The organism is Acidithiobacillus concretivorus, assembly GCF_018853445.1.
Taxonomy (GTDB): Bacteria; Pseudomonadota; Gammaproteobacteria; order Acidithiobacillales; family Acidithiobacillaceae; genus Acidithiobacillus; species Acidithiobacillus concretivorus.
Genome location: NZ_JABELD010000023.1, coordinates 15,944 through 41,795 on the forward strand (window position 1 = coordinate 15,944; position 25,852 = coordinate 41,795).

Annotated in this window: 27 protein-coding genes and 1 tRNA gene; 23 read left to right on the forward strand and 5 right to left on the reverse strand. The window is 52.0% G+C overall.

Annotation, left to right across the window (positions count from 1 at the left end; genetic code table 11):
• Positions 1–7 precede the first annotated feature (7 nt).
• The 22 genes from tsaE to pstA all read left to right on the forward strand — a co-directional run bounded on the left by tsaE (position 8) and on the right by pstA (position 21,732).
• Complete coding sequence (tsaE, locus tag HJG40_RS03615) at positions 8–481, forward strand: tRNA (adenosine(37)-N6)-threonylcarbamoyltransferase complex ATPase subunit type 1 TsaE (RefSeq protein ID WP_215862931.1); 474 nt, start codon at positions 8–10, stop codon at positions 479–481.
• On the forward strand, positions 478–2,328 hold the full coding sequence (gene mutL / locus HJG40_RS03620) for a DNA mismatch repair endonuclease MutL (protein ID WP_215862932.1): 1,851 nt from the start codon (positions 478–480) through the stop codon (positions 2,326–2,328). The genes tsaE and mutL overlap by 4 nt, the downstream gene beginning before the upstream one ends.
• Positions 2,325–3,239, forward strand: a complete 915-nt coding sequence (miaA, locus tag HJG40_RS03625; protein ID WP_215862933.1) for a tRNA (adenosine(37)-N6)-dimethylallyltransferase MiaA — start codon at positions 2,325–2,327, stop codon at positions 3,237–3,239. Before mutL ends, miaA begins: the two co-directional genes overlap by 4 nt.
• 83 nt (positions 3,240–3,322) lie before the next feature.
• Positions 3,323–4,768, forward strand: a complete 1,446-nt coding sequence (locus HJG40_RS03630; RefSeq protein ID WP_215862934.1) for an efflux transporter outer membrane subunit — start codon at positions 3,323–3,325, stop codon at positions 4,766–4,768.
• Positions 4,765–6,948 carry an FUSC family protein gene (locus HJG40_RS03635; protein WP_215862935.1) on the forward strand — a complete coding sequence of 728 codons (2,184 nt, stop codon included), beginning with the start codon at positions 4,765–4,767 and terminating at the stop codon, positions 6,946–6,948. The genes HJG40_RS03630 and HJG40_RS03635 overlap by 4 nt, the downstream gene beginning before the upstream one ends.
• Positions 6,938–7,138 (forward strand): DUF1656 domain-containing protein, encoded by a 201-nt coding sequence (locus HJG40_RS03640; RefSeq protein WP_215862936.1) that lies wholly within the window; start codon positions 6,938–6,940, stop codon positions 7,136–7,138. The genes HJG40_RS03635 and HJG40_RS03640 overlap by 11 nt, the downstream gene beginning before the upstream one ends.
• The gene (locus tag HJG40_RS03645; protein ID WP_215862937.1) at positions 7,135–8,001 is read left to right on the forward strand and encodes an efflux RND transporter periplasmic adaptor subunit; all 867 of its coding nucleotides are present in this window, start codon (positions 7,135–7,137) and stop codon (positions 7,999–8,001) included. The genes HJG40_RS03640 and HJG40_RS03645 overlap by 4 nt, the downstream gene beginning before the upstream one ends.
• A 124-nt stretch (positions 8,002–8,125) precedes the next feature.
• Positions 8,126–8,551: a nucleoside-diphosphate kinase gene (gene ndk, locus HJG40_RS03650; RefSeq protein WP_215862938.1), complete on the forward strand. Its 426-nt coding sequence runs from the start codon at positions 8,126–8,128 to the stop codon at positions 8,549–8,551.
• Between the two features lie 24 nt (positions 8,552–8,575).
• On the forward strand, positions 8,576–9,643 hold the full coding sequence (rlmN, locus tag HJG40_RS03655; RefSeq protein ID WP_226857020.1) for a dual-specificity RNA methyltransferase RlmN: 1,068 nt from the start codon (positions 8,576–8,578) through the stop codon (positions 9,641–9,643).
• Positions 9,640–10,509, forward strand: coding sequence for a type IV pilus biogenesis/stability protein PilW (gene pilW, locus HJG40_RS03660; RefSeq protein ID WP_215862940.1), 870 nt, complete (start codon positions 9,640–9,642; stop codon positions 10,507–10,509). Before rlmN ends, pilW begins: the two co-directional genes overlap by 4 nt.
• Positions 10,510–10,525: 16 nt before the next feature.
• Positions 10,526–11,554 carry a RodZ domain-containing protein gene (locus HJG40_RS03665; RefSeq protein ID WP_215862941.1) on the forward strand — a complete coding sequence of 343 codons (1,029 nt, stop codon included), beginning with the start codon at positions 10,526–10,528 and terminating at the stop codon, positions 11,552–11,554.
• Positions 11,544–12,644, forward strand: a complete 1,101-nt coding sequence (gene ispG, locus HJG40_RS03670) for a flavodoxin-dependent (E)-4-hydroxy-3-methylbut-2-enyl-diphosphate synthase (protein ID WP_024892626.1) — start codon at positions 11,544–11,546, stop codon at positions 12,642–12,644. Before HJG40_RS03665 ends, ispG begins: the two co-directional genes overlap by 11 nt.
• A 41-nt stretch (positions 12,645–12,685) precedes the next feature.
• Positions 12,686–14,005: a histidine--tRNA ligase gene (hisS, locus tag HJG40_RS03675; RefSeq protein ID WP_215862942.1), complete on the forward strand. Its 1,320-nt coding sequence runs from the start codon at positions 12,686–12,688 to the stop codon at positions 14,003–14,005.
• Positions 14,002–14,613, forward strand: coding sequence for a YfgM family protein (locus tag HJG40_RS03680; RefSeq protein WP_215862943.1), 612 nt, complete (start codon positions 14,002–14,004; stop codon positions 14,611–14,613). The genes hisS and HJG40_RS03680 overlap by 4 nt, the downstream gene beginning before the upstream one ends.
• Positions 14,613–15,797 (forward strand): outer membrane protein assembly factor BamB, encoded by a 1,185-nt coding sequence (bamB, locus tag HJG40_RS03685; protein WP_215862955.1) that lies wholly within the window; start codon positions 14,613–14,615, stop codon positions 15,795–15,797. Before HJG40_RS03680 ends, bamB begins: the two co-directional genes overlap by 1 nt.
• A 9-nt stretch (positions 15,798–15,806) precedes the next feature.
• Complete coding sequence (gene der, locus HJG40_RS03690) at positions 15,807–17,144, forward strand: ribosome biogenesis GTPase Der (RefSeq protein ID WP_215862944.1); 1,338 nt, start codon at positions 15,807–15,809, stop codon at positions 17,142–17,144.
• On the forward strand, positions 17,145–17,561 hold the full coding sequence (locus HJG40_RS03695) for a hypothetical protein (protein ID WP_215862945.1): 417 nt from the start codon (positions 17,145–17,147) through the stop codon (positions 17,559–17,561).
• Positions 17,533–18,030, forward strand: coding sequence for a SixA phosphatase family protein (locus HJG40_RS03700; RefSeq protein WP_215862946.1), 498 nt, complete (start codon positions 17,533–17,535; stop codon positions 18,028–18,030). The genes HJG40_RS03695 and HJG40_RS03700 overlap by 29 nt, the downstream gene beginning before the upstream one ends.
• A 72-nt stretch (positions 18,031–18,102) precedes the next feature.
• Positions 18,103–18,474, forward strand: coding sequence for a DsrE family protein (locus tag HJG40_RS03705; protein ID WP_010640087.1), 372 nt, complete (start codon positions 18,103–18,105; stop codon positions 18,472–18,474).
• Between the two features lie 207 nt (positions 18,475–18,681).
• On the forward strand, positions 18,682–19,767 hold the full coding sequence (pstS, locus tag HJG40_RS03710; RefSeq protein WP_215862947.1) for a phosphate ABC transporter substrate-binding protein PstS: 1,086 nt from the start codon (positions 18,682–18,684) through the stop codon (positions 19,765–19,767).
• A 97-nt stretch (positions 19,768–19,864) separates the two neighbouring features.
• Positions 19,865–20,821 (forward strand): phosphate ABC transporter permease subunit PstC, encoded by a 957-nt coding sequence (pstC, locus tag HJG40_RS03715; RefSeq protein WP_215862948.1) that lies wholly within the window; start codon positions 19,865–19,867, stop codon positions 20,819–20,821.
• An 83-nt stretch (positions 20,822–20,904) separates the two neighbouring features.
• On the forward strand, positions 20,905–21,732 hold the full coding sequence (pstA, locus tag HJG40_RS03720; RefSeq protein ID WP_226857022.1) for a phosphate ABC transporter permease PstA: 828 nt from the start codon (positions 20,905–20,907) through the stop codon (positions 21,730–21,732).
• A 13-nt stretch (positions 21,733–21,745) separates the two neighbouring features.
• Here the strand turns inward: pstA and HJG40_RS03725 are convergent, their stop codons facing one another.
• The gene (locus HJG40_RS03725) at positions 21,746–22,495 is read right to left on the reverse strand and encodes a hemerythrin domain-containing protein (RefSeq protein ID WP_215862950.1); all 750 of its coding nucleotides are present in this window, start codon (positions 22,493–22,495) and stop codon (positions 21,746–21,748) included.
• Positions 22,496–22,520: 25 nt separating this feature from the next.
• Positions 22,521–22,605 (reverse strand) — tRNA-Leu (locus HJG40_RS03730).
• Positions 22,606–22,980: 375 nt separating this feature from the next.
• Here HJG40_RS03730 and HJG40_RS03735 point away from each other — a divergent pair.
• Entirely contained in the window at positions 22,981–24,054 is a 1,074-nt protein-coding gene (locus HJG40_RS03735) for an alkene reductase (protein ID WP_215862951.1), read from the forward strand.
• A 47-nt stretch (positions 24,055–24,101) separates the two neighbouring features.
• Here HJG40_RS03735 and pyrC read toward each other — a convergent pair whose 3' ends face one another.
• The 3 genes from pyrC to HJG40_RS03750 form a co-directional block, all read right to left on the reverse strand.
• Positions 24,102–25,136, reverse strand: coding sequence for a dihydroorotase (gene pyrC / locus HJG40_RS03740; RefSeq protein WP_215862952.1), 1,035 nt, complete (start codon positions 25,134–25,136; stop codon positions 24,102–24,104).
• 59 nt (positions 25,137–25,195) lie between these two features.
• Complete coding sequence (locus HJG40_RS03745) at positions 25,196–25,363, reverse strand: hypothetical protein (protein ID WP_215862953.1); 168 nt, start codon at positions 25,361–25,363, stop codon at positions 25,196–25,198.
• Positions 25,364–25,484: 121 nt separating this feature from the next.
• On the reverse strand, positions 25,485–25,852 hold a 368-nt coding region (locus tag HJG40_RS03750; protein WP_215862954.1), incomplete at its 5' end, for a hypothetical protein.

Consider the following 25,852-nt stretch of genomic DNA (forward strand, 5'->3'; position numbering starts at 1 on the left):
TTTGCGGATGGATTGGCACTTTCCCAGTGCAGATGTTTGCCAGTCTTGGGGGGCGGCCTTGGCGCAAACATTACCCGCATCGGCGGTCATTTATCTGGAAGGCGACCTGGGAGTCGGCAAAACGACGCTGGCCCAGGGTATTTTGCGGGCACTGGGCGTGACCCAATCCATCAAAAGTCCTACCTATACGTTGCTCGAAACCTATGAAACAAAATCCGGACTGGCACATCATCTGGATTTATATCGTTTGAATGATCCAGAAGAGCTGGAATACATCGGTATACGTGATTATCTGGGGACACCTGCCCTATGGCTGGTCGAATGGCCCGAAAAAGGCAAGGGGCATCTGCCAAATGCTGATCTCACGCTGCTTTTGCATATTCTCCCTGATGCCCGCCATCATTTGTCAGCAACGCCACAGCATGCGCGTGCCGAAGCCTGGGTTCAGGCTTTACCTGTTGCTCTGGCGCGCATGACATGAACAAGCCAGTGACCGGTCCCGCACGCGTGCGCCGCCTGGACGCTACCCTCGCCAATCAAATTGCAGCGGGGGAGGTGGTGGAAAGACCCGCCTCGATCCTCAAAGAATTGCTGGAAAATAGTCTGGATGCACAGGCTACCCGGATTACCATTCAATTACAGGGTGGTGGTATGGATTTGCTGAGTGTGGAAGACAATGGCACCGGCATGTTACCCGAAGATCTACCACTGGCGCTGGAGCGTCATGCCACCAGTAAGGTGTCATGCTGGGAGGATTTGCAGGCTATCCAGACCATGGGCTTTCGGGGTGAAGCACTGCCAGCTATTGCCTCGGTGGCGCGGATGGAAATTCTGAGCAGAACCCACGACGCGGGGCAGGGTGCCCGGCTCCAGGTGCATGGTGGTGATGTCCTGGCCTCGGAACCTGCTGCCCGCGCTCCAGGAACGACGGTGCAGGTTGCCGACCTGTTTTATAATGTTCCGGCGCGCCGGAAATTTCTGCGTTCGGCCGCCGCCGAGTTGACCCGTATTCAGAAGGTACTCCGGCAGATAGCCCTGGCCAATTTTCCGATAGCTTTCGAACTGCTGCAAAATCGTCGCAGCCTGGTGCAGTACCCTGCGGCCGCCGATGCTGAAGCCCGTTCTGCAAGAGTCGCAAGCATCTTGGGCGAAGGTTTTTTGGCGAATGCGCTGTACCTCGAGCAAAGTGATCAGATTATGTCGCTGCGGGGCTGGCTGGGCTTGCCTACCTATAATCGTGCCCGGGGCGACGAGCAATACTTTTTCGTCAATGGTCGTCCGGTGCGTGATCCGGTGCTGACCCATGCCTTGCGCGCTGCCTATCAGGATGTATTGTTTCAGGATCGCCACCCGTTGTTTGTTTTATATCTGGATATACCTGCCGGGCAAGTGGATGTAAATGTGCATCCAGCCAAGGCTGAAGTCCGTTTTCGGGATAGTCGCGCGGTACATGATTTCCTTTTTCATACCCTGCGTCGGATTATTGCCGAGCAGGGCGGAGATAAACCGCAAATATCCGTTCCGGTACAGCCAGCAATGCGCCCCCTCGGCCTTACTGCGGATCATTCCGGTGCTGCTGGTGGTATTCGTCCGACTTCTGGTCCGTCTTCTGGCTATGTACCCTCCTTCCAACAGGACTTGAGTGGTGTCGCCGAGGCCCGGACAGCGGCTTATTGGGAGCAGATGGTTGCGGCCGGTACGTCACGTTCAGTAGAAAATGATGTCGGGCAATCTCCACAGGAGCAATCTCTGGCGCCGGAATATCCACTGGGGCAAGCCGTAGCGCAAATTCATGCCCGCTTTATTGTGGCGCAAAATCAGGAAGGCATGATTCTGGTGGATCAACATGCGGCGCATGAGCGCATCCTTTACGAAAAGATGAAAAAAGACTGCCAACTGGATGATAAACAACAATTTGTGATTCCAGAATACGTGCATGTTACCGCTGCACAAATGGCCTGCTTTGAAGATCAGCAGGAGGCATTGCGCGCCGCAGGACTGGATATCAGCGTAGCCGGGCCGGGCACGTTGGCTATTCATGGTGCTTTGCGTTCATTGGATGCGCGCAATTTTGCGCAACTGGTTGCGGAGCTTCTGGATATGGAAAAACCGTGGGGGCAGGGCGACGTGGAAGGTCATCCGGTATTGGCTGAAATGGCCTGTCGGGCGGCCATCAAGACCAGTCGGCGTCTGAACCTCGATGAAATGAACAGTCTCCTGCGCCAGCTGGAGGCGACGCCACGGTTTGGACAGTGTAATCACGGTCGGCCTACGGTTGTGCAATTTTCTCTGGCGGATCTTGACCGCCTGTTTTTGCGTGGCCGATGATTCCCGCCCTGTTCCTGATGGGGCCTACGGCGAGTGGCAAAACAGAACTGGCCATGCATATTGCCAACCAGTTGCCGGTAGATATTATCAGCGTCGATTCTCTGCTGGTTTATCGTCATTTTGATATTGGCAGCGCCAAGCCAGATTGCGCACTAAGGCAGCAATATCCCCATGCTCTGGTGGATATTCGTGAACCGGATGAACCCTATTCCGCCGGACTTTTTCGGGAAGATGCCCTGGCTTGCATCACCCGGGCACGCGCCCGGGAACGCATCCCCCTGCTGGTAGGGGGTACTGGCCTGTACTTTCGGGCGCTGGAACGTGGTATTGACGAGCTGCCCCCTGCCGATCCGCAGATACGCGGAAAACTACTGGAAGAAGCCGCGCAAGAAGGCTGGCCTGCATTACATTTGCGTCTGACTGCTCTTGATCCGCACACGGCTGCAGGCATTCAGCCCCATGACCAGCAACGTATTCAGCGTGCGCTGGAAATTATTCAGCAAACCGGGGCACCGTTAAGTCAATCGCGGCAGTGGCAGGGCGCTTTCCCCGGACCACTGCTGAAAATTCTGTTACGTCCGGCTCGCGCCTGGTTGCATAACCGTATTCAGCAACGACTGGATTTGATGCTCCAGGAGGGCTTCCTGGAAGAAGTGGCGGCTTTACAGCAACGCCACTACGCCCCCGATCTTCCCGCCATGCGGGCAGTGGGTTACCGCCAATATTTTGCCTGCCTGAATGGCGAGTTTACCGTGGCAGAGGCTTATGCGGCAGCTCTGGCGGCAACGCGTCAGCTGGCCAAGCGCCAGGACACCTGGTTTAAAAGAGAATCTGCGAATCTGGTGCTGGATCCGGCAGAGGATCAAGCACGGAAGTCTTTGCCGGACTGGATCAGACAGCAAATGCTGTAATACACTTTCACTTTGGTCTATCGGCTCTGCCGACAATTACCGGTTCCTGGCCAAGCTCCAAAATCTTCTACGGGAGAACATGATTGAAATCCTGGCATTTACTGGGTTGCTTGCTGCCAGCGCTCATGCTGGCTGGCTGTGCACCGCCCATGCCTCATCTGGCAAAGCCTACCCAATTGCAGGATTTACAGCTTGGCAGTGACTTGACACATAAAAAATCAGTTGGATCCGCTGTTGCGGACTGGTGGCGTCCTTTACTCAACCAGCCAGAGCAAAACATCATGCAACTGGCTCTTGAAAAAAATCCAGACATGCTTGCCGCGAAAGCCAGAATAGCCTTGGCTCTATCTGCGTTACGCGAAGCAGGAGCACAGCGCGAACCACAGCTCCAGGGCACCGGCCAGATTGGAGTAAGTCGTTGGACCAAAAATCAATTTTATTTGCCCCCCTATGCCGGAGAAACTTCCTGGAACAATTCTTTAAAGCTGGATTTTTCTTTTCATCTTGATCTTTGGGGCAAGGAGCAAGAGCAGGTTAAGGAAGCGCGCTTGCGCTTGCAAGCAGCCGAACAACAACAGCGTGCCGCCAGGTTAATTCTGGAGAATGCCGTGTTGCAACAGCTTCTCGCAATAAACGCCAGTGCAGTCATTCTGCAGCGTTTAGAGGCCGAGCATCACCTCTTGCAGCGGCTTGAAAAAATTGAAAAGGAAAGACAGCAGCATGGCCTCAGTGATTCCTTGCTCAGCCTGGCAAGTGTCGCACGTCTTACGGGTTTGGAGCAGGAAATAGCCGCACAAAAGGCCAAATACGACAGCAATCGTCAGGCATTGGCAACACTGTGCGGTGTGGGTGTCCAACTCCCCTTGGTGCTGCGTCATTACCAGCCCAATCTGTTGCAGACCCATTGGCAGCAACCCGGTACGGTTCCGGCTGAATGGATTGCCGAACGGCCAGATATTGCTGCTCAGTTGATAACCATCAAGGCGGCCGCTGCAGCGGTGCATATTGCCCGCGATGCCTACTATCCCAATATCAATCTGGTGGCTTTTGCGGGTGGTTTGGCAGCGGCCGGCGGCTTGTTCACTTTTTTGCACCCGGGCTCCTTACAAGCGGGTGTGGGGCCAGCCATCAGTTTACCATTGTTTACCGGAGGGCGACTGCGGGGCCACTTTGACGCCAGTCAGGCGAAATATCAGCTCGCCCGCGCGGCATACCAAAAAAGCTTGTTAGATGCCTTGCAGCAAGTCGCCTTCAGTCTGAGGCAATTGCGGTCTGCGAGTCAGGAGCGATCCATATTACAGCAGCGCGCAGCGGCCTTGTCGCGCAGCGCGGCGTTACAACAACAAAGATATCAGGCGGGTCTCAGTAATGCCCTGCCGGTCATAGCGGCGCAACTGCCGATCATCGACAATCAGATGCAGCAAATTCGCCTCGATACTTATGCCCGGCAAAATCTCATCAAGCTCTATGCCGCTCTGGGGGGAAGGGTGATTCCAAAAACCTGGACGGGACCCTATTCACCATCATGAGTACCCTGAATCTTGCCAGTCGCCAATATTGGCAGAGTTTCTACCAGCATGATCTGCAAACCTGGATTTTTTGGGTCAAAACAGCCGCTGCAGCGCTGATTGGTCTTTGGTTGGCTTATAGATTCCAGCTGGACTCTCCCGATACGGTCGTTATCACCGTGTTTATTGTGATGCAGTCGCGTAACGGGATGGTTCTGGCCAAGAGCTTTTACCGGGCGATTGGTACGATTGCAGGCAGTATTGTCGCCTTGCTGCTGGTAGCGACATTTCCGGATGAACGACTGGGATTTCTTGCCGGTTTGGCCCTTTGGGTTGGATTTTGCACTGCTGGAGCGCGTTATTTTCGTAATTTTCAGGCCTATGCTTTTGTACTAGCTGGCTATACGGCTGCTCTGGTCGGGCTGCCTGCGGCATTGGATCCTGAACATGCCTTTTATATCGGCGTTGCGCGCCTGAGTGATGTGATGCTTGGGATTATTGTGGCCTCGGTCATGAGCGCCATTGTATTTCCTCAAGCGCTCGAAGATCTGCTGCAGCAGACGGCGCAAGCGCGCCTGCAGCATTTTTTGCGCAATACCTTGCGCGTACTGCAGGGAGGTGTCCCTAGAGCTGACTGGATTGCGCTGCATCTTGAAGCTATTCAGGAGATTTTGCAGTTGGATAGTTATCGTTCCGGGGCGCTGTTTGAGAGTAGTCGTGGACGCCGTAAAAATATGCGCGTTCGGCAAATGATTGCCGATATGATGTTTGCTTCGGGTTCGCTGCATTTGCTCAATAGTCATATTCGCAGATTGCAACGCGATACCCTCGCGCCGGTGCGTATCAAAACCGAAAATTTGCTAGATTCAGTGCGTCAGGATTTTCAGGAGATACAACAACAAATCCAGAATAGTGAGCTTGCCAGAGCAGAAAACCAGCTACAGATTCTACAAAACAGAATTCAGCGGCAATTGGGCGAACTGCGAGTCGCCTTGGAGGATGATCTGAATGCAGATCAACGCCTTGCGCTCGATAGTCTGATTCTGTTACTGACCCGCTTTCTGGCCGAACTCCGGCGCTATATGGTCAGTTATGGGCAATTGATTTGTCCCGAGGCAATCAAAGCGGTCCCTCCCTTACCGCTGGCGATTGCCCGGGTACAAGAGAAACATTGGCATGCCTCTTTTGATCGTCCGCCTACAGAAATAGCTCAGCCCTTGAGCGCGGCCTTGCGCAGCATGGTTGTTGTTGCGGTGGTTTCGCTTTTCTGGCTAAACACGGCGTGGCCTTCTGGTCCGGAAGCCGTCATTATTGCCGTAGTCCTCAGCGCGTTATTTTCCACCTTTCCAAATCCACTGGCTTCGGTGCGCCAAATGGGATTCGGCGTACTCACAGCTTTCCTCGCAGCTCTCCTGTTCAGTTTGGAGCTTTTACCCCGAATATCCGGTTTTCCCATGCTTGCCCTTGCGCTGTTGCCGTTTTTGTTAATCTCTCCATGGTTATTGACGCGTACCCGGTGGTCAGGAACAGCGGCTGGCTTTGGTATATTTTTTCCCCTGTTTGCCATTCCAGGAGAGGGGCAGGAAATATCCTATGCCGCATTGCTGAATAATGGGACCGCACAATTACTGGCAGTATTTATCGTGGGTATTGCTTTTTATCTCATTTTTCCGGTGGGTAATAACTGGGAACGACGGCGACTTCTGCAGCGCTTTCGAGAACTTGTGCGGGTTGCGGCGCAGGCTCCACTACCCAATTTACGCAACCAGTTTGAAGCAGAAAGTCGTGAATATTTGCGTTTATTGGCCGCAGATTTGTCCCCTCAGCAGGCTGGTGACCTGAAAATTCTGCGTGAGGTAATGCGTCTTAATGAGCTCGCTGAAGGCATCCTGCAGTTGCGCATTTTGCTGCATGCACAAGCAGAAATGGAAGGCGAGCAACCTTTGCAACGCTATGAAGCGCAATATGTTACTCCCCTACTTGAAGCGTTTCCCGAAAAATATGAGGTACCCATGTCGGCAAATTATGAAAAAAGTCTATGCGCGGTGATGGACGCTGCGGCTCACTTACCAATAGAAACCGTCGATATGGCTTTACATCCTATTTTGCCGCCTGATGCCCTGTTTCGTGTTTATGTTCATGTCATTGCCAGCGTTTCCCGGCGTTTCTCGGTAGCCAGCGAGGCTGAGCATGCCCGTTGAAATAGTCCTTTTTGGTGCTGTGCTGCCTACGCTTTTGCCCATTTTTGGGCTGAGCGTCATTTTGTATCTGATCGTGGACAAATGGACCGGACGTTGGGATCTGGATCAATGGGTATGGCATCCGGCACTGTTTCGTCTGGCCCTGTTTATTTGCGTTTTTGCACTGCTGGGTCTTGAGGTTTATCAATGATTGCACGTGTATTGCGGGTTTTGGTTACCATCCTGGTCGTGCTCCTCGCGGCCTGGCTGGGTTGGCGGCTTTGGCAGGCCTACATGGATCAGCCCTGGACAAGAGATGCGGTGGTGCAGGCGCAAATTGCCCAAATCAACGCCGACGTCGGCGGTCGAGTGATTGATGTGTATGTCAAGGATAATCAAAAAGTAGCAGCCGGAATGGTATTATTCCGTATTGATCCGCAGCGCTATCGTCTGGCTCTCGTCAATGCGCGGGCCGCACTGGCGAATGCCACTGCGCAATTGGCGTTGCGGCAGGAGCAGGCTGCACGCCGGGCGCATTTGCCTGACGACGTGGTCTCGGCTGAGGCTCGCTCCGATGCTCTGCTGCAAGTGCGGGTAGCCCGGGCGCAAGCGGATGCTGCTCGTGCACGCGTTGGTCTTGCGCAGTATGATCTTGCCCATACCCAGGTGCGGGCTCCAGTGGCGGGTATTGTTTCTCATCTACGTCTGCGTGTGGGCGATTACGCAGCAACCGGTAAGCCCCTTCTGGCTTTGGTGGAGACGGGCAGCTATTGGATTGACGGTTATTTTGAACAAACCCGGCTTCAGGGGGTGCATGTGGGAGATCATGCCCATCTGCGCCTGCTGGGTTCTGCCCATACTTTTCCGGGCTTGGTGGAGAGTATCGCGCCGGCTATTACTGATCGCGAAAGCCACACCGGGGCACGTCTCGTGGCCAATGTCCGGGCAAGCTTTAACTGGGTGCGACTACCTGCCCGCATTCCTGTGCACATCAAGATTTTAAGAAAACCCAAGGACTTCCCGCTTGCTGCCGGGATGCTTTGTTCCGTAGTCATTGAGCGAAAGCACTCATAACGCCAGGCTTTTACGGGAACCGAACGTCATGGGTAAGAATATCTGAAACCGGACTTTCGATTGCCAGTAAACCGGTGTAATGCTAGCCTATGGCGACTTTTAATCTATCCCTATTGAGGAACTTATGGCTGTTGAGCGCACTTTGTCCATTATTAAACCCGATGCCGTCCAGAAAAATGCAGTAGGTGCCATTCTGGGCCGTTTTGAAGCAGCGGGTCTTCGGGTGGTAGCCAGTAAAATGTTGCATCTCAGCCAGGAAGATGCGGGTGGTTTTTATGCAGTTCACAAGGCCCGCCCCTTTTACGGTGAACTCTGTGCTTTCATGAGCAGCGGCCCGGTGCTGGTCAGTGCACTTGAAGGCGAGGGCGCGATCCTGAAAAACCGTGATCTCATGGGTGCGACCAACCCCAAAGATGCTGCGCCTGGAACTATTCGTGCGGATTTCGCTGACAGCATTGATGCCAACGCCGTCCATGGTTCGGACAGTGCCGAAACGGCTGCCTGGGAAATCAGTTATTTCTTTAGTCAACGGGAGATTTTTTCGCGCTAAATGAGTGCCGAGGCTTGTGCTGTGATGCCGGCTCAAAAGCCGCACCTTCTGGGGCTGAATCGCCAGTCCCTTGAGCTTTTATTGGCTGATTGGGGAGAATCTCCCTTTCGGGCCAAGCAGATTCTGCAATGGATTCATGGCCGGCAGATCACAGACTTTGCGGAAATGAGTAACATCAGCAAGGCCTTACGTGCGCGTCTGAGTGAAGAAACCCAATATGCGGAGCCCGAAATTCTTGCCGACCAACTGGCTGCTGACGGTACCCGAAAGTGGTTGTTGGGTTTGCCTGACGGAAACGCGATTGAAACGGTTTTTATTCCTGAGGAAGATCGGGGAACCCTCTGTGTCTCCTCGCAGGTAGGCTGTTCGCTGGCTTGCAGCTTTTGTGCGACGGGCGCTCAGGGGCTCAACCGTAACCTCGATACCCACGAAATTATTGCCCAGATCAGGACGGCCCGGCAACTGCAGGGCCTGGATGCCATTACCAATATTGTCTTTATGGGTATGGGCGAACCGCTGCTGAATTTACGCCAGGTCTTGCCGGCACTGGATTTGTTGCGCGACGATTTCGCCTATGGTTTTGGGCCCAAGCGCATCACGGTCAGCACCGCTGGTGTGGTTCCGGGGCTTGATCGGCTGGGTGCGGAGAGTCCAGTCAATCTGGCAATCAGTTTACATGCCAGCCGGGACGAAGTCCGTGATGTGTTGGTACCGGTCAATCGTCATTACCCTCTGGCTGAATTGCTTGATGCCTGTCGTCGCTATCCGCTGCTCCCGCGTCGCCGCATTACTTTTGAATATGTTATGCTGGATGGTGTCAATGATAGCGATGCCGATGCCCGGGCCTTGTTGCGCATATTGTCGGGTATTCCAGCCATGGTGAATCTCATACCGTTTAACAGTTTTCCGGGTTCTGATTATAAGCGTTCGTCGCAAAAACGCATTGATGCCTTTCGGGATATTATCCTGCGCGGCGATGTGATGACCGTCACCCGTCGCCCGCGTGGCGATGACATAGCCGCTGCCTGTGGACAGTTGGCGGGACAGGTGCGCGATGGTCGACGCAGTATTCCTTTGAGGGTTCAGGCATGAAAACGGATGGAATGCGCTTCCATAAAATAATCTGGATTCCTGGCTTGCTTGTCGTGTCGGCATTGAGTGGTTGCGGGCTATTTGGCAGTAAAAGTACGCCCATGACTTCAGATCAACAAATGGCTGCCTTTATTGCTCATGAACACAAAACCCGTGCTGCTGACCAGAGTCTTCAGGCTCCTGCCGATGATGGTAAAGCCAAGGCAGGTATTTATACCTCACTGGGCACGGCTTATTTGCAGGATGGACATCCCCGACAAGCTATTCGTGAACTGCAAATGGCCAATCAGGCGGATGACAGCTATGCAGATGCCTATAATGTGATGGGTCTGGCCTATGAGCAGCTAGGTCAGAAAACTTTGGCGCGCCAGGCTTTTGAACAGGCCCTGTCACTGGACGCCAAAAATCCACAATACCGTAATAATTATGGTGCATTTTTGGTTAACACGGGTGACTACCAGCAGGCCATTGTGCAACTCAAACAAGCGACTGCCGATCCTTTATACAGCACGCCACAATTTGCCTGGACCAATTTGGCTCAGGCCTATGCCGGCCTCAAAGATCCGGTGGCCGCGCGTAATGCCCTAAATCGTGCTCTCTATCTTCTTCCCAACTACCCACCAGCCTTGCAAATACTGGCCGAAATGGATTTTAAAGAAGGTAATGTCCAAGCTGCTTATGGACATTTACAGGTGGTTCTTGCTCAGGAGCCAGACAACGCCAGCGCATTACTTTTAGCTGGACAGATTGCGGCCCAGCAAGGACGCCCGGCACAAGCGGCGGCACTGTGGCAGCGCTGCGTCAATGCAGCACCGTATTCCGATGCGGGAAAAAAAGCGCAACAATTGTTGCTGCAACATGGCTGATTAAGAGATGGACTCCATGGATGAAAACTCCAGCAATCCGGATTTGCGAAATGCCCGTGAAGCACGTGGCTGGACTCTACAGCAGGTAGCGGAGCGCTTACATATTACCGAAATTCAGGTGCAAGGACTCGAAGAAGGGAATTATGCCGTGCTTCCCGGAGCCACTTTTGCGCGTGGATTCCTCAAGAATTATGCACGCATTCTGGATCTCGATCCGGAACCTTTACTGCGTAATTATGACGCCGCCAACGCGGGGTCGGGAGTTTCTCCGACGCGCCAATTGCTTCCTGATGGCGAAAGTCCCTTGCTGGACTACAGCAAACGCACCCTGCTGATTTCTTTCGTGATATTAGTTGCCGTGATAGTGGCTGTCTGGTGGTTCTGGGGACGGAGCGAGAACACTTCTACGGTACCACCTGAAAATAACAGCCACAGCGTTTCCTCCACGCCAGCGACCCTGGCTGAACCGGCAATTTCCAATACGGCGCCCACAGCTGCTGTTCAAAGTGTGGTCGTAGCTACGCGCAGTCAGGCGGTGGGCAGCTCCAGTTCGGTGACGGCCACAACGCAATCGGTCCCGACCAACTCTGCGGTGAGCAGCAACAAGACTGCGGGAATCGCTTTCCAGTTTCATGCCAACTGCTGGGTGCAGGTCAGGGACGCTGCCGGTAAAACCTTGTTGTCGGTCCTTGGTCGTCCGGGTGATCTGCTTAAAGTGAACTCAGGAACTCCTCCTTATCAGGTTCTGGTTGGCAATGCCCAGGGCGTGACCATTCATTATCATGGTAAAGCCATTGCGCTTCCTGTGAACACCATGGGCGTGGCCCGTCTGCAACTGGGAACCGCCCCCACCGCAAGCACGCAATCTGCAGCAGTTTCAGCGATTACCGTGCCAGTACACAGTTCGACAGATATTCACAGACCTGTTAACCGCCAGCGTGCTGTGCTAAACCATAGTGCACAACCCGACGTTGTTGCCCCAATCACTTCCGCAGCGCTGTCCGTAAGCGCACCTGTTACTAGCGAGGCATCCCATGCACCATGAATCTCCTATTCAGCGTCGTAAAACCCGGCAAATTCACGTTGGAAAAGTCGCCATCGGTGGAGATGCACCGATCAGCGTGCAAAGCATGACCAATACCGAAACCCGGGACGTAGCAGCCACTGTGGCGCAAATTCGCCGTCTGGAAGCGGTGGGAGCAGACATTGTTCGGGTTTCTGTACCCAGTATGGATGCTGCTGAGGCTTTCAAGGCCATTCGCGCGCAGGTGGAAACACCTCTGGTCGCCGATATTCATTTTGATCATCGCATCGCTCTGCAGGTCATGGCTGATGGTGTTGATGGTCTGCGTATTAATCCCGGTAATATCGGTTCACTGGACAAAACCCGTTTGGTCGTGGAAATGGCCAAGGATAAAGGCATTCCGATTCGTATCGGGGTGAATGCCGGCTCCCTGGAAAAAGATATTCAGGAAAAATATGGCGAACCCACGCCCGAAGCCTTGGTAGAGTCTGCCTTGCGGCATGTGAGTATTCTCGATGAGCTGAATTTCCACGACGTTAAAATCAGTGTGAAAGCCTCCGACGTTTTTCTCGCAGTAGGGGCATACCGACTGCTTTCGGAAAAAGTGGATTATCCCCTGCATCTCGGCATTACCGAGGCGGGTGGTCTGCGTTCGGGTACGGTCAAATCTGCCATTGGTCTGGGTTTGCTGCTGCGCGATGGGATTGGCGATACCATCCGTATTTCCCTGGCCGCTGATCCCGTCGAAGAAATTCGGGTTGGCTTTGATATTCTCAAGAGCCTGCACCTGCGGCAGAAGGGTATTAACCTGATTGCCTGTCCTTCCTGCTCCCGGCAGGAGTTTGATGTCATCAACACCATCAATGCCCTGGAAGCGCGGCTTGAAGATATTCTTGAGCCCATGGATGTGTCGGTGATTGGCTGCGTGGTTAATGGTATTGGCGAAGCCAAGGAAGCAGACATTGGTCTGGCGGGCGGAGACAAGCGCAGCATTCTCTATTATCGCGGCAAGCAGGTAGACCGGGTAGAAAATGTGAATATAGTCGATGTGCTGGAAAAACGGATTCGTGCCGAAATTGCGGAGCGTCAGGCAGCCCGTAATGATGCCTGAGCGTTTGGTAATGGTTCGTTTGGGGAAAGTGAGTTATTCGTATGGCTGTTAAGGGATTACAGGCAGTGCGGGGAATGAACGATATTTTCCCTGCTGAAGCAGCAGCCTGGCAGGCCCTGGAAAGAGATTTGCGTGGGTTGCTCCAACTGTATGATTACGGCGAAGTCCGTCTCCCGCTGCTGGAATCGACCGAACTGTTCGCCCGCGCTATTGGTGACGTCACCGATATTGTCCAGAAAGAAATGTACACCTTTGCCGATCGTAATGGTGATAGCCTTACTCTGCGTCCGGAAGGGACCGCCGGTTGTGTGCGTGCAGCGATCCAGAATCAGACCATGCGTGGGCAGACTCCACGTTATTACTACATGGGCCCCATGTTTCGCCATGAACGTCCCCAGAAAGGCCGCTATCGGCAATTTCACCAACTGGGCGTTGAGGTTTTCGGGCAGGCCGGAGCCGGTACAGATGCCGAAATTATCGCCCTGTCTGCGCGTATTCTGAAGCAGGCCGGAGTGCAGGCTTCTTTACAAATCAACTCATTGGGCAGTCCGGAGGCGCGAGCGGCTTATCGTGAGCGACTTCTGGACTATTTGCGACCGCAACAGGAAGTCTTATGTGCTGATTGTCAGACCCGTATGGAGCACAATCCATTACGGATTCTGGACTGTAAAGTGCCGGGCTGTCAGCAGATTGCCAGCAGCGCGCCCCATCTGGTAGATCATCTCGATACCGAATCGGCCCAGCATTTTGCCAGTCTGCAAAAACTGCTGACGGCTCTTGATATTCCCTATCAATTAAATCACAGCCTGGTACGCGGGCTGGATTACTATAACCGGACGGTTTTCGAGTGGGTCACGGATGCCTTGGGTGCTCAGGGAACCGTGCTGGCCGGAGGTCGTTATGATGGACTGGTTGCCCAGCTGGGTGGTCAGGATACTCCCGCCATTGGCTTCGCTGTAGGGTTAGAACGCTTACTTGCCTTGCAGGAAATTCAGGGGAACCAGGCCAGCGCTAGCAAACCCGTTCTTTTCATTGGAGCTATGGAGGAAGATAGTCTTGCCTCTGCCTGGCAACTTGCTGAAGCGCTCCGCGATCTGGGTGTTAGTGTGGTCAGTGGTGGTCCTGCAGGTTTCAAGGCTCTGCTGAAGCAGGCAGAACGTTCCCAGGCGCAGTTCCAGCTAATCATCGGGTTGGGGCAATTGCAAGGTGAACCGGCATTCATCAAGGAACAGGGCGGGGAAAGGCGTTGGGAAGGTAGTCTGGAGGCCGTGCTTACTGGTCTGCAAAGCCTCGGCGTTGATTTCCCCAAGCATGCACCCCATACTGGGCAAAATTTTGCCACTGCCAGAAGATCAAAGTGACCGGTCAAGAACTTTCCGCATTTCTCTCCCGCCATCGTATTACCCTGATTGTGGGTATTCTCGTGATTCTATTTGCCGCCATGGGGTTTTTTGGCTACGAGAAATATCAACGTCATCAAACCGAAAAAGCGGCTGTACTATATAGTGAGCTGGTAGATACCATGGTTCAGGGGCAGACCAGCACTGCTCGTGCTAGCGCCGACACGCTGATTCATCAGTACGCGCATACCCCTTATGCAACCATGGCGCAATTTTTTCTGGCACGTATGGATATGGAGAGCAAACAGGTTCCTGCCGCAGAAAAATCGCTCAAGGCCGTGATAGGCAATCCCAACGCACCGCGTGGCATGCACAGCCTGGCTCGCTTGAATCTGGCCCGCTTGTATGTGGATCAACATCAGGCACATAAGGCTCTGGATATACTGCAAAACCCACAGCCTGCTTATGTTACTGTAGCCGATGAAATCAAAGGGGATGCTTATGCTTCTTTGAATCAGATCAGCCAGGCAGAAAAAGCCTACCAATCGGCCATGGCAGCCTTACCAGCGGCTGATCCTTATCGCACTTATCTGCAAATGAAAATCGCCAATATTGGAGTTGCGCCGTGATGCGGAATGATTTTTTCAAAAGCATATGGCGTTTAGCCGCTCTGGGAATAGTTGCTGCCCTGCTGAATGGCTGCGGCATCATGTCCTGGTTTAAGTCTTCACCCAGTCCCAAAACGCCTCCACCTATCAGTAAAGGTCAGAATAAAGTTTCTTTTTCGACGCAATGGCAGGCTCGGCTTTATGGACTATGGCCTGTCAACCCCTACCAGGGAACAGAAATTGCTCACTCTGCGCATCAGATTGTGGTGGCTAATGCTTCCGGGCATCTGGTTAGCATGAATGAATCGGGCAGTCAGCAATGGATGCGCAGTCTGGATGACAAAAGTGCGCGCGGTGCCACCATCGCCCATGGTGTCGTCTATGCGGGCACCAATGCCGGCAAGGTATTTGCCTTTGATGCTAAAAATGGTCATAAACTCTGGTCGGTACAACTCAGCTCCGAAGTGCTGACGCCGGTGGTCTATGCCGACGATCATCTACTGATGCAAACCGTAAATGGTCATCTTTGGGCGCTAAATCCCAAGGACGGCAAAATTCAGTGGACATTCTCCATGAACCAGCCCTCCCTCATTTTGCGCGCGGTTTCTACCCCGACTGTACATAATGGTGTGGTCTATGCCGGCTTTGCCGATGGAACTCTGACGGCATTAAGCCTTTCCACCGGTGCTGAGTTGTGGCATGCCCGTGTAGCTATTGCCCATGGCAGCAACGAGCTTGCGCGGATGGTGGATGTGGCAGCGCGTCCGATAGTTGCTGACGATCAGGTTTTTGCGGCCGCCTATCAGGGTAATCTGGCTGCCTATACCGAGCAGGGCGGCACCCAGAACTGGAGTGTCCCCATGTCGGTGTATTTGACTCCAGTCTGGTTCAAGGGACATTTATATGTGGCCGATTCAGACGGAGTAATTTCGGAGATAGATCCTGGTTCTGGCAGTATCCTGTGGAAAAATGCCAAACTTAAAGGTCATGCCATGACCGGTCTGAGTAGTTGTGGAAATGATTTGCTGGCAACGGATAATGGTGGCTATCTCTACGCCTTCAATCCCGAATCCGGGCATCGGATTGGTCAGACACGCCTTTCCTCCAGCGGTATTCAAAGTAGTCCCGTATGTCTGGATAATAACCAGATTCTTGCTCTCAGTGATGCGGGCACTTTGTATCGGATCAAGCTCGAAAAGCGCTAAGGCTGTATCATGACTGCAGTTATTGCCCTGGTGGGGCGACCTAATGTCGGTAAATCCACTTTTTTTAATCGCCTCACCCGTACGCGTGAGGCCCTGGTTGCCGATTTTCCTGGGCTGACGCGTGATCGTCACTATGGAACCGCTCAATTTGAAGGGCGTCAGTATCTGGTCATTGATACGGGCGGCTTTGAACCCGAAGAACGCGAGGGTTTGGTTGCGGCTATGGCCATTCAGACCAGGCTGGCTATTCAGGAAGCCGATGCCATCTGTTTTCTGGTGGATGCCAAAGAAGGTCTGTCTGCCCAGGATGAAGAAATTGCCATGGAATTGCGCCGTGGTGGCAAACCGATTTACCTGGTGGTAAACAAGATGGATGCCAAAGGAGCCGTCAGCGAACTCCCGGAATTCCATCGCCTGGGTCTGGGTATGCCCTACACGATTTCTGCCGCCCATGGACATGGGGTTGAAACCCTGCTGGAAGCCGTTTTCTCGGATCTGCCCAGTGAGGAAATTGCGCAGCAGGATGTCGGAAAAGGCCCCCGCATAGCCATGCTCGGCCGTCCCAATGTAGGAAAATCGACCCTGGTAAACGCCATGCTTGGCGAAAAAAGAGTGTTGGTATTTGATGAGCCTGGGACTACCCGGGACAGCATCCGCATTCCCTATGAACGCGATGGCAAGCCCTATGTCATGATTGATACTGCTGGCATGCGGCGGCGTGCCAGAGTCGGCGAGGGCCTTGAAAAGCTCAGTGTTCTGAAAACATTGGGCGCCTTACGGGAAGCCGATGTCGTGTTGCTGGTGCTCGATGCAAGGGTCGGTATTGCCGAACAGGATTCTCATCTGGTGGGGGTCGCTGTCGAGTTGGGGCGCCCGATTGTCGTCGTGATTAACAAATGGGACGGGATGAGTCCTCACGAGCGTAAGGCGGTCAAACAAGAGCTTGAGCGCCGTTTGAGTTTTATTCAGTATGCGCCGGTTTACACCATTTCCGCCTTGCATGGCACTGGGGTTGGCGATTTATACAAAAGTATTGATCGCCTCTGGCAGGATTCCCGCAAACATTTTTCAACGGGAGAGCTGAACCGGGCTTTGGGCGAGATTATTGAAACCCATCAGCCACCCATGGTCGGCGGACGCCGGATCAAGTTACGTTATTGTCATCAGGGTGGTGAAAATCCCGTTACTCTGGTTTTTCACGGAAATCAATTAACGCGCTTGCCTGGAAGCTACAAGCGTTATCTGGAAAGCGCCTTCCGGAAAGCTTTACGCCTGGATTCCATTCCCTTACGTCTGTTATTTCGCCAGGGTGAAAATCCCTATGATCCACAAAGAGGCAAACATTAGATGAAAGGCAGTCTGTCCGGGTGGTGGCGCTGGGCCATTATCGCTCTCCTGATTTATCTCGGTATTTTGTGGAGTGGGGCGATGCTCCCTGTCAGTCCCCAGGGTTTATGGATTCGTGCCGGGGAGTATGCACTCTGGGCCATTGTAACATTGGGTGCCTTGGCGCGTTTTTATCCGGTACTTGGTCCATATGGCTGGCGTCCGGTGACCATTTTTTTGGGGGCTGTTTTATCTGGGCTGGAGATTTTCATCGGTTCGGGTCCCGATACTAAAACCCGCGTGGACGAATGGATGACCGCTTTGATCGGGATCGCCGTGATCACGATTCTTGCCCGGGTGTTACCCCGTGCAATCACCGTCATCTGGTTTGGGCAGGAGGTGCAAAAACGTGAACCTTTTACTCGTACGCCACGCTGAAGCAGAAGACGAAACGGTTTCCGGCTCTGATTTTGAGCGGCAACTCACCCGCTATGGACATGAAACAGCCGCCGCTGTCGCCCGGGGCTTACGCCATTGTATTCAAGGTTCGGTTCTAGTGTGGAGTAGCCCCTTACTCCGTACCCGTGAGACAGCCGCTTATATTTCCCAAGCCTTTGATGTAGAAGTAGAACGCTATCACGAATCTATTCCAGCCGGAGACCTGAACACGCTCAGTCGGGATTGGCAGAGCCTGACCAGTCAGCCTGAAACGCTGATTGTGGTGGGTCATCAACCTCATCTTGGAATTTGGACGACGCGACTCACCCGAGTCAGTGTCCCCGTCAAAAAAGCCAGCGTGATGGGTATTCGTCTGAAAGCTGTTGATGAGTTGGAAGGTGAACTTCAGTGGTATGCACTGCCGGAAATGATGCGCGCTGTTGCTGCTGATCCCAAGGTACAATATTGACCGTTTTAGTCGGCAGCCCAAATTGGTGTATAATTGATATGTCACTTCACACGTTCAATCAGGAGGTGTTAGATGTCCGAAGCAGCGGATCTTGTTATCATTCTTATTACTGGCGCTGAAAATCCCAAGCGTCTTCCTTCCGCTTTTTTCCTGGCTGCCACTGCCGCTGCCGCCGAGCAAAAAGTGGTCATGTATTTCACCGGACCGGCCACGGAGTTGCTTGCCAAAGGTAAGGCAGAAAGTATATTTCCGATGGAAGGCGGCAAAAGTGTCGCCGACTTCATGAAGCTGGCCGAAGATAACGAAGTTCAGATTATTGGCTGCCTGCAGTCTCTGGAATTGAATGGTATGACCAAAGATGATCTGGCCAAACCCATTCCCATGATGAATCCCAGTGCAGCGCTGCCTTCATTGGCTGCGGCAGGCCGGATTCTGACCTGGTAATCGACGATAAAAACCTTTATCACTTTGAAGAGCCCGACCTTCTGGTCGGGCTCTATTTGCAACAGAAGGTTTGTCATCAAACTGTCATATAACTGTGCTAGATTGCTACCTACGTCGCGCCATGACTGCTCGCTAGGCATTGATGGCGTACGGTGTGTGTTTGGGAATAAGCCGTAAATCAACGTATTCGCCATCTTTGGAGGTGTTATGCTGTATCGTTTGAAGAAAGAGCTTTCTCGCAGTGTAAAGGGTGCCGTCATGGTTTCTGCATTGGGTCTTGCTGGTATGTATGCCATGCCTGCCAGTGCCGCCACGATTTCCTTGTTGGAAACCGGTTCGACTCTGTTGTATCCGCTTTTCAATTTGTGGGTACCTGTGTACACCAAAATGAATCCCGGCGTGCAGATAACCACTCAGGGTACGGGAAGTGGTACGGGTATTGCTGAAGCCATTTCCGGTGTTGCCCAGATTGGTGCTTCCGACGCCTACATGAGTGATGCCCAGATCAAAATGCATCAGAACATCCTCAACATTCCTTTGGCCATCTCCATCCAGATGATCAATTACAACCTGCCTGGCCTGAACAACAAGCATCTGAAGTTGTCTGGTCCTGTGCTTGCAGGTATTTATTCCGGCAAAATTACCAATTGGGACGATGCGGCCATTGCCAAGTTGAATCCTGGCGTGAAACTGCCCAACCACAAGATTGTCCCTATCCATCGTACTGACGGATCCGGCGACACTTTTATTTTTACCACTTATCTGTCTGACACCACTCCAGAATGGAGCAAAAGCGTTGGCTACAGTACGACGGTGAGCTGGCCCGCAGTTCCGGGTGGTATTGGCGCTGAAGGCAATCCGGGTATGGTCCAGGCACTGAAAACCACCCCTTATGGTGTGGCATATATCGGCATCAGCTGGAAGAAACCGGTTGAAGAAGCCAAATTGGGTCTGGCCATGCTGAAAAACCGTGCAGGTAATTTCGTATTGCCTACAGTGGAAAATGCCAAGGCCGCAGCTGGTGAAATGGTCAGCAAGACCCCTGCTGATGAACGCATCAGTCTGGTATTCGCACCTGGCGCCAAGTCCTACCCCATTATCAATTATGAATATGCCATCGTCAGTAAGACTCAGGCCAAGCCGGAAGTGGCTGCAGCCATGAAGAAATTCTTGAACTGGGCCATTGATCCTAAGGGTGGTAATGCGCCACACTTCATCACTGCGGTAAACTTTGTACCGCTACCCGACAGCGCAGCTGAACTGTCACGTAAACAGATCGCAGAAATCCACTAAGATCTGAATGGTGCCGGGTTAATAACCTGGCACCAGTATTATTTATTTATTACTGTTTACGAAACTTTAACTTACATTGGGAAGTGGAATCATTGTAATGAAAATTCCTGTATTCAGAACGGCATTGGTGGCTACTGCAAGTTTTTTGCCGATTTCATTACTTCTTCTGATAATTTTTTTGGCCGTTTATTCATGGCCGGCTATTCAGTATAATCAATTTCATTTTTTATGGACAAATGACTGGAATCTTGGGAATCTTTATGGTAATCCGGTTTCAGTAAACGGGCATCAAGTTATGCCTGGTGCCAAGTATGGCATCTGGTTTCTGGTCGTCGGGACGATTGTCAGTTCGGTACTGGCGATGCTTATTGCCATGCCTATTGCCATTGGTGCAGCCTATTTTCTCAGTGAAGGCATTCGTAAAACCTGGGCAGGGCCCTTATCCTTATTTGTCGATCTGCTCGCAGCCATTCCCAGTGTGGTGTATGGACTGTGGGGATATGCTTTACTGGTTCCGCTGTTTGGACACACCATTTTCCCTTTTTTGGTAAACACTTTTTCTTTTGTTCCTTTCCTGAATGGCGAGGCGGGAAGCGGTTATGGGCTATTAACCTCTGCTTTTGTCTTGGCAGTAATGATTATTCCCCTGATTTCAGCGACGTTACGCGAATCAATTCAGATGACTGAGCCAGCCTTGAAAGAGGCTGGTTTGAGCCTTGGCTTGAATCGCCTTGAAGTTTTTTGGCATATTGTTTTGCCCAAGCTAAGAACCGTCTTGATCGGCGTAGGGATTTTGGCATTGGGGCGGGCATTGGGTGAAACCATGGCGGTATTGATGGTCAGTGGTAATGCCTTGAACTACTTACCCAGCAATATTTATGCGCCCATTTCGACTATGGCGGCATTTATTGCCTCGCAGCTGGATAGTGCACTGCAAGACCCGACCAATATGGCTGTTGAGGCATTATCTGAAATAGCCCTGGTGTTATTGCTGATTACGGTGGTTGTCAATATAGCTGCCAGAATGATGTTGTGGATGGCAAAGGTACGCTAATGGCTATCAATGTGTTGGAAGAACAGGTAATACCGAAAATGAGTACACCCAAAAAATTTAAAGTTTCCTTATGGCGCAGACTCATGACTGTTTTTGCGACAGTCATGGTCATAGGGTCCTTTATCTTTCTGGCAGCCATGTTTCTTTCCATCATTGTTGATGTGCTCATACATGCCTGGCCAGCACTCAATATTAAATTGCTGACAGATATTACCAATGGTATTGGTGGTGGTCTAAAAAATGCCATTGAAGGTTCTATTATCATTTCTCTTGGCAGTTTGCTGTTAGCTGCGCCCATCGGTATATCTGCAGGCATTTATTTGAGCGAACATGGTCATGGGAATGCCGGCAAGTTATTGCGCTTTCTCTCGGATGTTTTGGTCGGTGTACCCTCCATAGTGTTGGGTTATGTCGGTTATATTACGATGGTTATTTATTTGGGCTGGCAATTTTCAGTGGCTGCAGGAATCATCACCCTAACTGTCATGCTCCTTCCCTACATTGCCCGTTCCACAGAATTGGCGTTGAGTAACATCCCGTTATCTGTTCGTGAAGCAGGATATGGATTAGGGGCAGGGGAGGGGCGGATTGTTTTCAAAATATTGCTACCCGGTGCCGCACCGGCGATTATGACCGGACTTTTTTACGCGGTGGCCTTATCCATGGGCGAAACTGCACCCCTTTTATACACGGCTGGCTGGTCTAACTATATGTGGACCGGAAATCTAACCAAAGAGCCAATCGGCTATTTGACTTATGTCATCTGGACATTCATCAACGAGCCCTTTGCAGAATCACATATGCTGGCATTTGCCGCAGCTTTCCTGATTACCGCCGGAGTATTGATGCTCATTATTCTTGGGCGCTGGTATATGGTGCGTGCCCAACGCCGGATGGGAGCATACCGCTAGTTCTCCAGGTTGTTCAGGAAAAAACCTTCAGTACCTGGCTATCTTCTGAACCCGATAGGAGTTCTTTTGCTCTGGCAAGATGTTCAGTGGCACGGCCACGATCACTATTATCTGCAGTCTGCCAAATAGGAAACAAAGTATTTTCTTCGCGATTTTCGTGCTTCGCGAGTGAACCGGAAAGCATGGCGCATATGGCCGGCAACATCCCATAGTCTTTTTCGTCAAAGGTTTCTTCGACCAGACGCGATTGAACGATAATACTGTCATGTTCAAAAAGCATATCTGCCAAGGGTCCTTGCTCTTCGCCCCCCCCAAGAACCGGACCCAGCAGATTGTTTTCCAGATGAACATGACGACGGAGACCAATCCAGTAATCCTTGAAAATACTCTCAGCCTCAGCAATTCTGTTTTCGTTGGCTGCAGCAAGAACCTGAGCAAACTTATGATCCAGGCGATAATGGTCCCAAGTTAACAGATCAACCACATCTTTGGCTTCTGCCTCGGCTCGGGGTTGAATTTCGACTTGCCATAGTTTGCCATCGCTTTCCATGTGCCAGGAGATGGCATCCCGTAGTTGAAAAGCTACGGCACGCATCATGGCGGCAGGATCTGAATCTGTGAGCACCTGTATTTTTTGCCCGACGGACAGACGAATGCTGGCTGCATAAACAACGGGTTGTGCTTCAGTATATGTCATTCCGCGCACATCAATCACGTTACTCAAAGGGGCCGCAGCGGAAGGGTTTATGGAGTCAATCGACATGAAGGGTATCCTTAATGTTACAGAATGGTGCCCAGGGCCGGACTCGAACCGGCACGGTATAAACCGAGGGATTTTAAGTCCCTTGCGTCTACCGATTTCGCCACCTGGGCAAGCTGCAGGCTGATCATCTCATAGTACGCTGTTTACAGCGGCGACAGTCTGATCAACAGTGTTTGCATGATAACAAGATCAACCGTCACAAACCAGATGATCAAGTTATTCGAATGAACGTGGCAGGTTGTAGGGAGGCTTTGCAGCAATTTTTGGCCTCGCAGTTGTTGTTTTTGTCGACATCTTTCCCCGAGCCATCATTCTTGAACAGAGGATTGGTAGCTAATTGATCCACAACTTGTTTAGCCAGCGATTGCTTTGAAGTTATGTGAGTATGGTGTATCTGGCAAAAATATGGATGCTTGTAAACAGACCAACTAGTCGGTATTATTGTGGTGTTTAAGACTCTAAGCAGATACTGACAAGGAGAATCCATGGTCGACTTGTTCTCACCATTGCAACTGGGCAGCATCGACACCGCTAATCGCATTTTTATGGCACCTTTGACGCGCTGCCGCGCAGAGGGAGCGCATGTACCAACGCCGCTTATGGCAGAATACTACGCACAAAGAGCCAGTGCGGGGTTGATCATTGCTGAGGCAACTATGATTTTGCCTGGTAATTCCGCCTTTTGGCATGAGCCGGGTATTTATTCAGCCGCACAGATTGAGGGTTGGCGCTTAGTGACTGATGCCGTGCATTCGGCTGGAGGTAAAATTGCCTTGCAAATTTGGCATGGTGGTAGGGCGTGTCATCCAGGTTTGAATGATGGGGCTGTTCCTGTAGCTCCCAGCGCTATTGCCATTAAAGGTGAAGAGGTTCATACCCCTAATGGAAAGCAAAATTATACTGAACCGAGAGCCTTAAATGATGATGAAATACCCTCTATTGTCCAAGGGTTTGCACAGGCTGCCCTGAATGCCCGTACCGCCGGATTTGATATGGTGGAAGTACATGCGGCAAACGGATATTTACTGGATGAATTTCTGCGCGACGGAAGCAATATTCGGTCTGGTATATATGGTGGTAGTATGGAAAACCGTGCGCGACTGCTCTTCGAAACATTGACGGCTGTTTCTCATGCCATTGGTGCCGACCGCGTGGGTGTGCGTTTATCTCCCCTCAATAGCTTCAACGATATGCGCGATAGTCATCCTATGGCCTTGCTGACCTGGCTCGCTGATCGCTTGAATGATTTCGGGTTGGCTTATCTACATTTAATGCGCGGAGACTTTTACGGCCAACAATCAGGCGATATTTTGTCTCCGGCACGGAAACATTACCGTGGAGCTCTGATTGCCAACATGGGTTACTCGCCTGAAGAAGCCAAAGAAGCTTTAGCTTCTGGTATGGTTGACGCCATTGCTTTTGGCACGGCTTTCCTGGCAAATCCAGATTTGCCAGGTAGGATTAGTGCAGGCTATTCCCTGAATGCTCCGGACCAATCCACTTTTTATTCTTCTGGGCCAAAAGGATATACCGACTATCCTTCGCATAACAAAAGCTAGTTTTAGTCAATAATACAGGACGAGATGAATACCTATGATTCCGTTAGTTATTCTCTCAGTTTCCACGATATTTCCTCTCCGGCCCGGAGAGGAATTAATGTGTCCACGCCACAGGGATAGCTTTCGGGAACCGTCCAACTCCGTTTTTCCAGAGTAATGTGCTCCTGATTACGAGGAAGCTGGTAGAAATCCGGTCCATGAAAACTGGCAAAGGCTTCCAGCCGATCCAGAGCATCTGCGGTTTCAAAAATTTCTGCATACAGTTCAATGGCTGCATGAGCGGTGTAAATGCCGGCACAGCCGCAGGCCGACTCTTTGTCCTGACGTGGGTGGGGGGCGCTGTCCGTGCCGAGAAAATATTTGGGATTACCACTGGTAGCAGCTTGAATCAGTGCCTGGCGATGAGTTTCCCGTTTGAGAATCGGCAGACAGTAATGGTGAGGACGCACCCCACCGACAAACAGGGCATTGCGGTTGAGGAGCAGGTGATGAGCGGTGATGGTGGCCGCTATCTGCTTTCCTGCATCGGCCACAAATTGGGTGGCGCTGCGGGTGGTGATGTGTTCGAGAACCATGCGCAGACCCGGAAAATTGCGAGTCAAGGGTAGCAGATGACGTTCTATGAATACTGCTTCCCGATCAAAAATATCAATATCCGGATCGGTCACTTCTCCATGCAGGAGCAGGGGAATATCCATTTTTTCCATGGCTTCCAGCACATTGTATACGCGTTTGAGATCCGTGACACCGTTTTCCGAGTGGGTGGTCGCTCCCGCCGGATAGTATTTCACTGCCTGTACAAAGCCGCTACTTTTGGCTTTTTCGATTTCACTCACTGTAGTGTTATCGGTGAGATAAAGGGTCATGAGGGGTTGAAATTCCGATGTTGGCTTTTGTGCAGCAACAATCCTGTCACGATAAGCGGCGGCAAGGTCCACAGTCGTTACGGGTGGTTTCAGGTTGGGCATGACAATGGCCCGACCAAAACGTCGGGCGCTATCAGGAACTACTGAGGCCATATTGGCCCCGTCACGCAGATGCAGATGCCAGTCGTCGGGACGAATCAGGGTGAGTTCTTGCACAGCTACATCCTCAGCTTGTTGAGATCAGACTGGATGATATGTTGCTGGCGCGATGTTTTTCAATCGGGCATTACGGACGACTCAGATTTTTGCTGGACGGCTGCTCTGGCTTTTTTGGTTGCCGCAGCGCTGTGAACCTGCAGGCTATGGTCAATGGCGGTAGCTTCCTGTGGATTCAGGGAGCCTATCAGCAGCAAAAGACTATGGGCCTCTGCAAAGCGCTGCATCCGAATTGTCGTTCCATGTGGTTGCTCGCAAATCACTACCGGTAGCCTCCGGATAGGCCACCCATAAAAAATGATGGGATAGACTGAGTCATCTAACAAGCAATGCTGTATTACGGAAAGCCTATAGCAGCTCTTTCAGTTGATATAAAACGGCCAATGCTTCCCTGGGGCTGATGTTGTTGGGGTCCATTTGCTCCAGGAGTTCCAGCGCGGGGTGGGGTGAGGCTGCAAATAGCGGAATTTGCGCCGGTGGATTTGGTGCGGATGCCTGATTAGGTAAAATGCTTGGTCGTGCAGAGCTCGTACTTTCAAGTAATTGCAGCCGTTCCTTGGCGGTGCTGACTACTTTTTCTGGAATACCGGCGTAAGCGTCTAAGCAACCCACCTTCCCAAACTTTCTGACCTGACCGATCCTGCCCCGCATACAGCGAGAAGGGGTGGGTATGACGAAGGAAGAGAAGGCCACATATTGGCGGCAGCAAGTAGACG